The sequence below is a fragment of the Turneriella parva DSM 21527 genome, from assembly GCF_000266885.1.
GTDB classification, from domain to species: Bacteria; Spirochaetota; Leptospiria; order Turneriellales; family Turneriellaceae; genus Turneriella; species Turneriella parva.
The window spans coordinates 2,610,900-2,622,437 of the sequence record NC_018020.1; the positions used below are offsets into that span (position 1 = coordinate 2,610,900).

Below are 11,538 nucleotides of genomic sequence, written 5' to 3' on the forward strand. Positions count from 1 at the left end.
ATTTTCTCCTTACTTGCCGAGGGCTGCCTTCAGCTCTTCTTTCAACGGTGGTAATACGTTGAACAGGTCGTCTACAATTCCGTAGGTCGAAACCTTGAAGATCGGTGCATCTGCGTCTTTATTGATCGCAACGATGTACTTTGACGAGCCCATGCCCGCCATGTGCTGAATCGCGCCCGAGATGCCGACCGCGACGTAGAGTTTTGGCGAAACTGTCTGCCCCGTCTGGCCGATCTGCAACGTGTGGTCGCACCAGCCGGCATCGACAACCGCGCGCGTTGCGCCGACGCCTGCGCCAAGAATATCGGCGAGCTGTTCGATGAGAGGAAAGTTCTCAGGGCCTTTGATGCCGCGGCCACCCGAGACGACGATGTCGGCTTCGGTCAGTGACACTCGTGAGCCGCTTTTCGCTTCGAACTTGACCTGTTTCGCTTTTGCTGCGCCTGCATCGACGGTGATGTTTTCAACCGCGCCGGCTCCTGCGCTTTCAGCGATCGGGTGAGCGTTGGGGCGAATCGTCACGACCTGTGGCGATGCCTTGACCTTGAGCGACACGAACGCCTTGCCAGAGTAGACGGGCTTGCGTATTTTTACGCGGTCGCCGTCCATGCTGATGTCGACGGCGTCTGAGATCACACCTGTATTCAAGAGTGTCGCGATGCGGGCAGAGATATCGCGACCTATCCATGAGTGGGGTAGAATGACCACTTCATAGCCCTTCGCCTTGACGAGGTCTGCGATTGCTTTTGCATACGCTTCGCCGTTGTACGTGGCGATTTCGCCTACATACACGGTGTCAGCGCCGTGTTTCGCAACTTCTGCTGCGCCTGCCGCTGCACCCGAGCCGATAAGAACCGTTGATACCGAGCCGAGCTTCTTGCCCACGCTCGTCGTTTCACGCGAAGCCTTTCTCAAGACTCCGCCTGCGATTTCGCCTACTGCGAGTATTTTTGCCATGTTTTGCTCCTTTACCTGTAGCTTTTTAAATAGCCTTGATTTCTTCGCGCAGAGACTTCACGAGCTCTTTCGCTTTTGCTGCTGCATCTGCACCGTCGATTGTGCGGCCAGCCGGACGTGCCGGCGGCGGTTCAAAGCCGAGCACTTCGATCTTTGTTTCGGCGCCAATGTTTGCGGGTTTTGAATCGATTGGTTTCTTCTTCGATGCCATGATGCCCTTGAGTGAAGGGTAACGGGGTTCGTTAAGACCCGCGTTCGCGGTGATTACAACGGGCAGAGAAGCTTCGTAAACCGCTTCGCCGCCGTCGGCTTCGCATTCGATAATGGCCTTGTCGCCCGATACTTCAACTTTTTTCGCGAACGAAACGCAGCCCCAGCCTTTGAGGGTTGCGAGAATCAGGGGCACCTGACCATTGTCAGAGTCTGAACCCTGACGACCGGCGAGCACGACTTTGTAATCGGCGCCTTCGATCGCCGAAGCTATGGCTTTTGCGATGCCGAAACTGTCGAGCATCTGGTAACCATCGACTTTCACATGAATTGCGTTGTCTGCGCCCATGGCAAATGCAGAGCGCAGCGCGTTTTGTACAGAATCATCGCCCACGGCGAGAGCTGTAACGGTACCACCTGATTTCTCTTTCATGCGGATTGCTTCTTCGAGAGCAATTTCGTCGTAGGGTGAAATCGTCCATTTAATGCCAGCCTCAGATATTTTGCCTGCGGCGACGTTGATTTTTGCCTCTGTATCGGGCACTTGCTTGATCAAAACCAGTGTATTCATCCGTTACTCCTTTTACCTTTTTTTACCAATGATCCATGCCTCCCTTTGGGAGGCATGGATCATTGGCTTGTTTCTATGCTGTCCAGAACTCTGTCGAGGCTCTTGATCGATCGTCTGATGTTGCGCAGGTTGAGAGAGTAATGCATCTCTTTACCCAGCTTCTCAGAACGAACAACTTTGGCCCCTTTCAGCACATGCAGATGGTGCGAAACCGTTGGCCTGCCCACGTTAAAATACGCGGCCAGATCGCTCACGCACAGACTGCCGTGTTTGCCCAGCAGAACGATGATTCCCTGTCGGGTTTCGTCGGACAATGCCCGCAAGACCTCTGTCTTGAACAGGTATATGTTCTCGGCAGAAACGGTCTTGCGCCTGCGTACAAAGCCGTTGAGCGCCTTCTCGTTCTGCATTGCATTCTGCCTGGACCAGCCTCTCGGCAACGCGTCGAAATTCATCGACGCGTTGCCACGTCTGATGACTCGAACAAGGCGAAAAGGAAAAAGAAGTCGGCCGTAATATATTTGACCTTACATTCCAAAACGAAGTGCGATAGGGCTGCGAAAGTAGACCTCGGCCGGGGTTCGGTAATTCAGCCGCTTGCGTGGTCGGTTATTTAGTAATTTAAGCGCTGCGTCAACCTGTTCCTGGTCGATGCGCCGAAAATCTGTGCCTTTGGGAAAAGACTCGCGCAGCAGGCCGTTCGTGTTTTCGTTCGTACCTCTCTGCCATGGCGAGCCGGGGTCACAAAAGTAGATGCCGCAGTTCAGCACTTGCTGCAGGTCGCGGTAGCCACTCATCTCGGTGCCCCGATCGTAAATGATACCCCGCAGCCGTTCGTTATCGATGTCGGCGAATAGGTCGCGCGCTGCAGCGTTAAACTGTGTCACCAATTTGCGCTCCAGTTTCGCCGCGAGCAAGTAACGCGAATGCCTTTCGACGAAAGTTGCAATCTGCCCGGTGCCCATTTTACCCTCGACCAAATCGCCCTCCCAGTAGCCGGGTTTGCGTCGCGTCAAAGCTTCGGCTGGCAGGTCGTGAATGCGAAAAAACCCTTTGTTTTCAGCCTCAATCCTCACTTTGCGCTTGTATGGTTTGCCTTTGCGGCGCAGGCACAGGCGATAAAAATTCGATGTGCCGGATTTCTTGCGCACATGATTGTAAATCGTCTGCATGCAGACACCGTCGAAACGTTCTAGGCGCATGCGGCCTGCGATCTGTTCTGGTGACAGCGTCGACTTGAGCGATGCTCCGATCTCTGACCAAAGCTCTGGTGTAACCTTCGCGGCGTTGGTATTAGTCTGGCGCTTTCGCGCCTCGTCTCTGGCGCACCGCGCGCTGTAATGTCGTGGCATTGAATTACGCCGAATCTCTCGAAAAATAGTGCTCGGGTGTCGCTTAAGATTTCTGGCGATTTGGCTGGCCTTGAGGCCCTCAGCAAGGCTTTCTTCTATACGCAGTCTTTCATCATTTGATAGTTGAACGTAGGGTCGCATCCGGGGGCTCCGTGGTCGTTTTTCGCAAATCAACCTCGAAACCCGGGAGCGGCCTTACATTACTTTATCCCTTTCGCACTTCGTTTTGGAATCTGCCGACGAATCGCGCGAGGTAGCAGAGCAGGGTTGATGACCAAGCTTAAGTTCTCAATCCTCCTTATATTGATGGCTGGCATCGCCGCAATACCGGCCTGCAAAAAAAAGGCAGCCGGCGCACGCGAGGCACAGCAGGCCTCTTCGGCGAATGAACCGCTTTCGACTGCTTTTGTGGTGAAGACGCCGATCGCGATTCAGGCCTCACCCGAGGCGCGGGCGAAGGCGGTCGTGGCGCTGCCGGTGGGTGCGGCGGTAGACATTTTCGGTACGCGTGTGGCTGATCTGAAGACGCCTGACACGGCGTTTTGGTATAAAGTGAGGTTTACCGCACCGGGGGCCGCAGCGCCGGTCGAAGGCTTCGTCAGCGAACGCGAAGAGGTGCTACGCGAAAATTTTCTCGTCTTTAATAAAAAAACCGAAGAGCGCACAACCGTTGAAGATGCGCAGGGAAACTCTGTCGATAAAGTCGGCGTGCCCGGCGTTATGGCGACGACATCCGTTAACTTACGCAAGTCGCCGGCAATGAATGGCGCGGTGATTCGCCAGCTTAAGAACGGCGAGGTGCTGAAGGTGCTGGCGATTTCTGCGTCGACGGTCGAAATCGACAAGAAGCGGGCCGAATGGTATTTCGTGAGCGATGCGCAGGGGCAAACCGGCTATTGTTTCGGTGGTTATATGCTCGCAGGGCTCTACGACGAACTCGCGCAACTGCAAGACGTGGGCTTTCGCTTTATTCACGGCTGGGCAACCGTCACTGCCAAGTATGCTAAAGCGCTGCGCGCACCAGTGGGCGCAGACACGTTTAATCTGAATTCATTGCCGATGGCCGATTCAGATAAGCCAAAAAGCGAAATTTTAAAAGGTGCTATTCTTGAGATTGACGGTGAAACGACGAAGTCGACAGATCGCTACAGAGTTCTCGCGCGTTTTGAAGCTGAGCCAGAATATTTTATACAAAAATATTATTACATCGCCAAATCTGACGTAAAGTTTACCGGCGACTATTTTACGATTTCGGGTAAACAGCCTCACAAGATCGAAAAGACTCTGGCGAAAGATCTGAACACTTATCTGCGCGGCGATGTCAATTTGCAATGCACAAGAGTCTTGCCTTTCGAGGGCGGCAGCGACAGCGAAAAGCGCAGTTTTCTTGCAATTCAAACAGCTCTGGGTCACGCCTACAGCGTGTCAGAAGATAATGGCAAGATCAGCTGTCTCGGCGTCAACGAGCGTATTTCGCTGCTCGTTGAGACCAAAGAAGGCAAGAATATCTTTCTCGGTAAACTTGGGCGGGGTGAGGTCTCTTTTGTCGATCTCGACAATAATGGCGCGCCTGAAGTTGTCAGCGAGACATACCAAATGCGAGCGGGAAGTTTCTTACAGGTTTACGCAATTGCCGAAGGCAGGTTAAGCCCCATCTTCTCTTATTCCAATGAACCTGACACCTGCCTTTCGGCGCGACTCGAGGGCAGATATCTTATCGTTGAAGGTGGTGCGGCCGAAGACAGCGACGAACAACTAACCGAGCGGTGTGGCAAGAACCTCGCAGAGATGCTGAAAGAAAATAAAGCAGTGGCGCTCAATACCAAACACCGAAGTTTTCCCGCATACCTCAGGTACGACGGTGCAAAATTTCAGCCGATCGAAAAACCAGACGATCTGCCCGGCAACCCGGGCTAACCCTTTGCATCTGCGCCCCGCGCCGGGGCGAGCCGATGCGTTTCGCGTTTGATCAGCGGGCGCGTCATATGTGGAGGCAAGCGCGTCGTGATGGTGCTCATGTGGTTGAGGTAGTCGATGTAAAGTTCGGTGACGACTCTGTCTGCTGACGCCGGCCATGTGACCGTAAATTCGCGCATCGAGATATAATCTGCCTGCGGCGGTGGCAACGTCTCTTCGCGCACCCTGCGCTTTAAAGGTAAAGTGGTGCTGTTTGCGGCTCCCGCGATTGGTTCAAAATAATGGCGGAGCTCGATCTCTTCTGCGAGCTTACTTGCCGGGTCGATGATTCTCACCCTGAGAGTTCTGAACAAATCACCGGTTGGCAGGCTGTGCCCGACGCCTGACGCAAAAAGTTTTAGCGCAATTCGGCCGGGCGACACCCGCGCAACCTCGACGCGTAAATCTTTCTTTAGCCGGTCAATAGCATGCCCGCCGGGAAATGTATGCGAGTCTGGCGTGTAAGGAAAGAGATGGCAGCCGCTGCAGGTGACATTGCCATAGAAGGCCGAACTGCGGTATTCGCTCACGGTGCTCTGCATAGGCTGGTCAGTATAATGCAGCGCATGCCCTTCGCGCATCGCTGTCGCCGCTGTGGGAAAATTAAACTCGTGGCAACCTTCGCAAAACCTCTCGTCACCCAGCCGGTTGTCGACCGAATAAGAATGAGCAGGCCCGGCATGGGTGACGCGCGACCCACCAGCGGAGGTTTGCGGTAACTTTTTCACGAGAATTTTGCCCTCGCGCACGTGGCAGACCAGGCATGAGACACCTTCTTCTTCACGGTACGGTTTACTATCGCTGCCCGAAAGGCGCAGCGGTGCATGGCAGTTGACACACCACGGTGACGGTTCGCGCTCATGGCTTTCGCGGTATAGCTCGTTCGTCAGCGCGACCCGGTGGCGCGACGCCTGCCAGTTACGGTAGGCAGTTTCGTGGCAGGGGGCACAATCGGTCGAACTTTGCATCGCCGCGCCGGTTTTGGGGTGCGCGGCAAAGTCAGCCGGGCGCATCACCAGCGGAAAAACACCTTTTGTGAAAAGGGGAGTGGGCTCGCTCTTTTGGCAAAAGAGCAGCTGCGACAACGCAAGAAGCGCGAGAGCGACCTTAAAGCTGCCTGCGTACACTTTCAGCGGGCGATCACAATCAAGCCAAGCGCATCGGCTCGCGCAATAAATTCTTGCGGGTTGACGACGAGTGTGTGTGCGGCTTCAATCACGAGCGCCTGCAAACCCGCCGCGTGCATTGTCTCAAGAGTGCGTGTGCCGACCGCCGGCAGATCAAAACGCGGGTCTTGCGAAGTCTTCGCAGTTTTGCAGACGACGCCAGAGCGCACGGAGGCGCCAGGTTCGCCATGCGCACGATGCGCATCTTGGGGTGAACCAGAGCGCACGGAGGCGCCAGGTTCGCCATGCGCACGATGCGCCTCTGTCGGCGAACCCTTGTTTATTATTTCTCCCGCGCGCCTGATCGCCGCATCGGTGCCTTCAATTGCCTCGACCGCGAGCACCATCTTCTGAAATACAACGGCTGTCTGACCGATATCGAGGCTGCCGATTTTTCTGCTGAGTTCATAGCCAAATTCGATGTCTTCGAGCAGCGATGCGGATTCAGGCTTTTTCTGCGTCAGCACACCTGCGGGCAGAAAACAGCCGTCGAGCAATGATTTCTGCGGCAGAATGTGAATCTGCATCGACGCGAGCGCCCGCGCAAATTCATGAAACAGCGTATCGTCGCGCCGGTCGGCGGCGGCTGCATAAATTCTGTCTGCTTCTGCATCGCGCACCACATCTTGAAGCAGGCGTTGCTTTTCGATTTTGCCAAGCAGAATCGCTTCGGTAATCTTGTCTTTTTTTAGGTAGGCGAATGTCTGGCCCAAAGTGCCGAGAGAAACTTCGCGCTTTTTCAACGAAATATCTGCAGCAAGCTCTGCATTCAGTTCTGCCTCGGTGATGTGGTAAAGAGTAAAGGGGATATCCGCTTTTGCTGCATTCTTCGCCGCAATAAGCGGCAACTCGCCAGCACCGGCAAAAATGGCGAGGTGTTTCATCCCGTCACCCTGTGATCCGTCATCGGGTCTCTGCCACAGAGCTTACCGAAGGGCACCAACCGATCAACTTAAAGAGAAATAATCCAAAGACTGGTAGCCGCCTTTTGTCTGTTTTGCGTATTGCATCAGCAGATCGTTGAGCAGTGTCGAGGCACCAAAGCGAAACCAATCGGGGTCGAGCCAGGCGTCGCCCAGGGTTTCTTTGACCATAACGAGGTAGTGCAATGCTTCTTTCGAGGTGCGAATGCCGCCGGCAGGCTTCATGCCGATTTTGATGCCGGTGTCGTCATAGTAGTCGCGAATGCATTCGAGCATGACGAGGGTAACGGGCATCGTCGCGTTGACTGCCGCTTTGCCCGTCGAAGTCTTGATAAAATCGGCGCCCGCACGCATGGCGATGAAGCTCGCGCGGCGCACGTTATCGAGAGTTTCGAGTTCACCGGTTTCCAGAATCACTTTCAGGTGAGCTTTGCCACAGGCTTCTTTGACCGCAGCGATCTCATCGAATACATAGTTGTATTCGCCTGCCAGAAACTGGCCGCGCGAAATAACCATATCGACTTCGTCGGCGCCAAGCTCTACCGAACGCCTGACGTCTTCGATCTTGATATCGAGCGGAATCTGCGCCGCGGGAAAAGCCGTCGACACGCAGGCGATATGGATGCCAGAACCTTTAAGTGCCTTTTTGGCAACGGGTATCATGTTCGGGTAAACGCAGACTGCCGCAACTTTGGGCACACCGGGAAGCTCTGAAGGGCGCATTGCCTTCTGGCATAGTTGAATGACCTTGCCCGGGCTGTCTTTGCCCTCTAGCGTTGTCAGGTCGATCATGCGGATTGCGAGGCGAATACCTGCCAGTTTCGCTTCGTTCTTGAGACTGCGCGTTTTGAATCTGGCCACTCGCTCTTCAACACCGACCTGATCTACAGGGGTATACATGGGGTCGAGAGTGGGGCTGGCATAGAGGCGGGTGGGCGCAACGGCTTTCATATCTGCGCTCATGGAGTTTTTAGACGCGGGCGGCGTCAAGAAAAATGGCAGAGCTGCTTAATTTTCCGTTTTGACGAGCTTCACCGCTTCGTTTAAAGCAAAGAGCAGCAGCAGCAGCGCCAGAACGGGGGCAAGACTGAGGTATGGGTAAAGTAAAATATAATCTTTGTACACGGCGATTTGCATGCCCAGCGAAAGCCTGCTTGCGCCGGTCTGCACTCCTAAAAATTCGAGGCTCGCGAGTGAGAGCACAATGGAGGGCATCGTCAGCACAAATAGGTAGCCACTCTCCCGCGCGAGCTGTGGCAGCACATGCCACGAAAAAACATGCTGCCTGCGCGCGCCCATCACCTGCGCCATTGTAATATAGTCGTTGCGCGAAACATTCTGCAGGCGTTGCAGTATAAACTTCTGCAGAGCGGCATATTCAGAGAGCACTAACGCCGTGATTACCGAAAAGAAACTTTGGGGCAAAAAGTAGCCGATTGAAAGGGCCACGAATATACCCGGTATCGCAAGCCATGCATCGATGATATACGCGTAGGCTCGGGCGATTTTCTGTGGCAACAGGTAGCTCAGAGCAGCGAGCGCGAGGCTCAGAAATAGGGAAACCACGAGCGCAGATGCGGCGATACCGAGCGTCTGGCCCGCGCCCGCAACGACCAGGGTTGCCACACTTTGCCCAAGTGGAGTCGTACCGAATAGCGCACCTTCACCGGGCGGTAGAAAAGTATGATCGAGTTGAATTTCGGCGTCGGGCAAGACGATTTGGGCGGCGACGACAAAGAAGAGCAACAGCAGCGAAAAAATACGAATATATTTCATCTCATGCCTTGAGTGCCTCTTCGCGCGCGGCGAGACCCGCCTGTATCAGCGAAGTCGTATAGACAATCGCCGCGATGACGACCAGGTTGGCAAAGATCAGCCGAATATCGTATTGCAGCAGCGCGAAGAGCAGCAGAGTGCCGAGGCCATGAATCGAGAACAGCGATTCAACAATTACGGCGCCTGAAAACAGAGACGCAGTCTCTATCAGCCAGAATATTACAAAGGGCATTGCACAGTTGGCGAGTTTGTGCATGAAAATGCGCCCGCTGCCGAGCGAGTACGCGCGTGCGCGCAGAATAAACACCTGCTTCTCAAGCGCGCGCATGTAGTTGGTCAGCAATAAAAAAAGCCGCGCGCCAAATTTCAGCGCAATGCCGAGCGCCGGCAGAATAAATGATTTGACCGTGCTGTCACCGCCCGAGGGCAAAAGGTGCAGCGCAAATGAAAACAGCCAGATCAAAAAAATGCCAATCAGAAATATGGGTGTCGTGTTAATCGCCGTTGCGAGGCGTTCTAGAGCAGGCGAAAAGGCTGGTGCGAATTCTGCCACCACCAGCAAACCGAGACCAATCACAACCGAAAACGCGAGGCTTAGCACGGTCAACAGCGTCGTATTGGCAAAGGCGTGCTGAATCTGCGGCACGATCGGCGTGCCCCTGAGAGACTTCCACTTGAAAATGTTGGGCAGGTCGGCTGCAAACTCTGCGAGTTTCGTTAAGAACGATTTCTGCGTAATCAGCGCGAGGCCCTGCGCGGTGCCTCGTTGCCCCATGAGCGCTTCTTCTGCGGTGCCCTTGCGTAAATGCTGCAGAAACACCGTCAGCAGGGTGACCAGAACGAGTATGGTGAGAAATCCCCCCAGCGGGCGGGCAAGCGAACGCAACAGACGCAGCGGCATGCTGTGCTGCTCAGAAATCGTGGTCGGCCATCAGAATTGCGTAAATCTGCGCGGGCAGTTGCACGCCGGGTGCGAAACGAATGCCGAGCGCGACAAACCGCCGCGACCGCATATCGCGCGGCTGAATCCAGGCGATTTCGCCGCGAAACCGAAAATTGAATTTTGTGCGGTCGTGAATAATTTCACCGCCGACGCTTTCGCCGACAACGAGTTCGCGGCCAATGTCGGCACTCTCGACGAGCACCATGACGCCGCCCTCTGAAATATCGCTCATGATTGCGTCTTTGACCTGCGTACCGTCGATGGTTACGCGGTATTCGATGTACGCGCCGGCGGTAACCCGGTGCTGGCTGCGGCGGTCGTTCGCATTCGGCATGGTATAGATTCTAGTTCAGCGAGTCATCGTCGAGAAGTTCTTTACCATCGTTCTTCTCCTTTGCTTTTTCGTGGCCGGCACCCTTGTCGTCGCCGGTCGTGGGTTCGGCAGGCCCCGTCGCACCACCGAGCATCAGGGCCTCTTCAAGCGAAATCGGACTGTTCTTGTCGGGCAAAACGAAATTCGGGTCGCGCAGAAATTTCAAAACGGTCGCAACCTTCTCGCGCTGCGGGTCGGTTGTCGCTTCGTCGACGAAGCGCTGCCAGTATTCGATGGTCTTGAGTTTGTTGCGTTCGAGGCTCAGATAGACGAAACCGACATGAAACAATGCCTCTTTCATCGAATCGTCTTGCTCATAAGCCTTGAGGTAAGAACGCACAGCCTCTTTGGGCTTGTTTAATTTTTCATATGCCTGACCCAGACGAAACAGGTCAGGCGCCTTGTTTTCGTTGAGTTCTGATGCGCGCATCAGATGGCTCAGCGCCTTTTCGTGAAAGCCCTGAAGGTAATAGACATCGCCCAAAAGCGAATTCGCGCGGCCATTCTCGGGTTCTTCTTCGACAATCTTGCGCAATAGCGCGGCGGCAGTTTCGTATTTTTTCGAAAAGTACAGTTTTTCAGCGCGTTTCAGGTTTGCGCTTCGGGGGGGATTTCTAACCGGTTGCGGTTTAGTTGCACTCGTGGCGGCCGGCTCAGCTGGTTTGACCGCTTCTGCCGCCGCCGGTTTTGCGGGTGCACCCTGCCCATAAAGACACAAAGTAGCTGTGACGCAGATTGCGAGCCTTGCCAGAGAATTTACGATACGCAGCGAGTTCTTCATGGGTGAATGTGCTCTCTGCGTTTCGGTGACCATCTTGGTTACCAAATCTCTTTAACTTAATCTATTTCTGCGCCCGCTGCATTTCAGTATAGATCTGCTCGGCAAGACCCAGAGACGATGTCTGTGTCATCGTGTTCACGCGTTCGGTGAGCAGCATATCCTGAAAAATATCTTCGGCAGAACCGCCGTGAAGAATATCGTTCTTACCCATATTCTTGCGCATTTCACGAAACATCTTCTCGAGAAAAAAGTTCTCAAACTGGCGCGCCGCTTCGAGCATTTTTTTCCGTTCAGGTGAACCGCCGACATGCTCGAGAATTTTCTCGCGGCGCGGGGTGCGGCTGAAGGTTTCTGACGAGATTTTTCCGTCGAGGTTCTTGGGCACGAGGTCGTTTAAGAGCTGTTGAAACGATACTTTTGATTCTTTATCAGCCTTGCCGGGGCGAGGGGCTTCTTTGCGGCTGAGCAGAAGAGGGTCGATTGCGTTTAGGTTCATCTGATAGTCATCCTTCGACAGGCTCTGAAGACAG

13 protein-coding genes are annotated in these 11,538 nt (G+C 54.4%); 1 reads left to right on the plus strand and 12 read right to left on the minus strand.

Translation table 11 applies throughout. The features are described 5' to 3' along the window. Nucleotides 1-9: 9 nt before the first annotated feature. The 4 genes from TURPA_RS12520 to TURPA_RS12535 all read right to left on the minus strand — a co-directional run bounded on the left by TURPA_RS12520 (nt 10) and on the right by TURPA_RS12535 (nt 3,231). The gene (locus TURPA_RS12520; RefSeq protein WP_014803672.1) at nt 10-957 is read right to left on the minus strand and encodes an electron transfer flavoprotein subunit alpha/FixB family protein; all 948 of its coding nucleotides are present in this window, start codon (nt 955-957) and stop codon (nt 10-12) included. Nucleotides 958-982: 25 nt separating this feature from the next. Further along, nucleotides 983-1,738: an electron transfer flavoprotein subunit beta/FixA family protein gene (locus TURPA_RS12525; RefSeq protein ID WP_014803673.1), complete on the minus strand. Its 756-nt coding sequence runs from the start codon at nt 1,736-1,738 to the stop codon at nt 983-985. Nucleotides 1,739-1,797: 59 nt separating this feature from the next. Beyond that, on the minus strand, nt 1,798-2,148 hold the full coding sequence (locus tag TURPA_RS12530; protein ID WP_014803674.1) for an ArsR/SmtB family transcription factor: 351 nt from the start codon (nt 2,146-2,148) through the stop codon (nt 1,798-1,800). A gap of 117 nt (nt 2,149-2,265) precedes the next feature. Beyond that, nucleotides 2,266-3,231 (minus strand): IS30 family transposase, encoded by a 966-nt coding sequence (locus TURPA_RS12535; protein ID WP_014801511.1) that lies wholly within the window; start codon nt 3,229-3,231, stop codon nt 2,266-2,268. Nucleotides 3,232-3,360: 129 nt separating this feature from the next. On the opposite strand from TURPA_RS12535, the gene TURPA_RS12540 reads away from it, so the two are divergent. After that, nucleotides 3,361-5,007: an SH3 domain-containing protein gene (locus tag TURPA_RS12540; RefSeq protein WP_014803675.1), complete on the plus strand. Its 1,647-nt coding sequence runs from the start codon at nt 3,361-3,363 to the stop codon at nt 5,005-5,007. Here TURPA_RS12540 and TURPA_RS12545 read toward each other — a convergent pair. The 8 genes from TURPA_RS12545 to TURPA_RS12580 all read right to left on the minus strand — a co-directional run bounded on the left by TURPA_RS12545 (nt 5,004) and on the right by TURPA_RS12580 (nt 11,504). Then, a complete protein-coding gene (locus TURPA_RS12545; RefSeq protein WP_014803676.1) occupies nt 5,004-6,173 on the minus strand; it encodes a multiheme c-type cytochrome in 1,170 nt (389 codons plus the stop codon). The two genes, TURPA_RS12540 and TURPA_RS12545, sit on opposite strands and share 4 nt — an antisense overlap. A 2-nt stretch (nt 6,174-6,175) precedes the next feature. After that, the gene (locus TURPA_RS12550) at nt 6,176-7,096 is read right to left on the minus strand and encodes an LpxI family protein (RefSeq protein ID WP_014803677.1); all 921 of its coding nucleotides are present in this window, start codon (nt 7,094-7,096) and stop codon (nt 6,176-6,178) included. Between the two features lie 63 nt (nt 7,097-7,159). Next, nucleotides 7,160-8,086, minus strand: coding sequence for a deoxyribose-phosphate aldolase (deoC, locus tag TURPA_RS12555; protein WP_014803678.1), 927 nt, complete (start codon nt 8,084-8,086; stop codon nt 7,160-7,162). Between the two features lie 57 nt (nt 8,087-8,143). After that, the gene (locus TURPA_RS12560) at nt 8,144-8,911 is read right to left on the minus strand and encodes an ABC transporter permease subunit (protein WP_014803679.1); all 768 of its coding nucleotides are present in this window, start codon (nt 8,909-8,911) and stop codon (nt 8,144-8,146) included. A gap of 1 nt (nt 8,912) precedes the next feature. Beyond that, a complete protein-coding gene (locus TURPA_RS12565; RefSeq protein ID WP_014803680.1) occupies nt 8,913-9,812 on the minus strand; it encodes an ABC transporter permease subunit in 900 nt (299 codons plus the stop codon). Between the two features lie 10 nt (nt 9,813-9,822). Then, a complete protein-coding gene (locus TURPA_RS12570; RefSeq protein WP_014803681.1) occupies nt 9,823-10,188 on the minus strand; it encodes a PilZ domain-containing protein in 366 nt (121 codons plus the stop codon). A 10-nt stretch (nt 10,189-10,198) separates the two neighbouring features. Then, nucleotides 10,199-11,008, minus strand: coding sequence for a tetratricopeptide repeat protein (locus TURPA_RS12575; protein ID WP_014803682.1), 810 nt, complete (start codon nt 11,006-11,008; stop codon nt 10,199-10,201). Nucleotides 11,009-11,069: 61 nt separating this feature from the next. Then, nucleotides 11,070-11,504 (minus strand): rod-binding protein, encoded by a 435-nt coding sequence (locus TURPA_RS12580; RefSeq protein WP_014803683.1) that lies wholly within the window; start codon nt 11,502-11,504, stop codon nt 11,070-11,072. Nucleotides 11,505-11,538 lie beyond the last annotated feature (34 nt).

Bases quoted from the DNA above. Each gene is read 5' to 3' on its own strand.
- TURPA_RS12530 (WP_014803674.1), bottom strand. From the start codon at position 2,148: ATGCAGAACGAGAAGGCGCTCAACGGCTTTGTACGCAGGCGCAAGACC.
- TURPA_RS12540 (WP_014803675.1), top strand. From the start codon at position 3,361: ATGACCAAGCTTAAGTTCTCAATCCTCCTTATATTGATGGCTGGCATC.
- TURPA_RS12560 (WP_014803679.1), bottom strand. From the start codon at position 8,911: ATGAAATATATTCGTATTTTTTCGCTGCTGTTGCTCTTCTTTGTCGTC.
- TURPA_RS12520 (WP_014803672.1), bottom strand. From the start codon at position 957: ATGGCAAAAATACTCGCAGTAGGCGAAATCGCAGGCGGAGTCTTGAGA.
- TURPA_RS12550 (WP_014803677.1), bottom strand. From the start codon at position 7,096: ATGAAACACCTCGCCATTTTTGCCGGTGCTGGCGAGTTGCCGCTTATT.
- TURPA_RS12570 (WP_014803681.1), bottom strand. From the start codon at position 10,188: ATGCCGAATGCGAACGACCGCCGCAGCCAGCACCGGGTTACCGCCGGC.
- TURPA_RS12565 (WP_014803680.1), bottom strand. From the start codon at position 9,812: ATGCCGCTGCGTCTGTTGCGTTCGCTTGCCCGCCCGCTGGGGGGATTT.
- TURPA_RS12580 (WP_014803683.1), bottom strand. From the start codon at position 11,504: ATGAACCTAAACGCAATCGACCCTCTTCTGCTCAGCCGCAAAGAAGCC.
- TURPA_RS12535 (WP_014801511.1), bottom strand. From the start codon at position 3,231: ATGCGACCCTACGTTCAACTATCAAATGATGAAAGACTGCGTATAGAA.
- deoC (WP_014803678.1), bottom strand. From the start codon at position 8,086: ATGAAAGCCGTTGCGCCCACCCGCCTCTATGCCAGCCCCACTCTCGAC.
- TURPA_RS12575 (WP_014803682.1), bottom strand. From the start codon at position 11,008: ATGAAGAACTCGCTGCGTATCGTAAATTCTCTGGCAAGGCTCGCAATC.
- TURPA_RS12525 (WP_014803673.1), bottom strand. From the start codon at position 1,738: ATGAATACACTGGTTTTGATCAAGCAAGTGCCCGATACAGAGGCAAAA.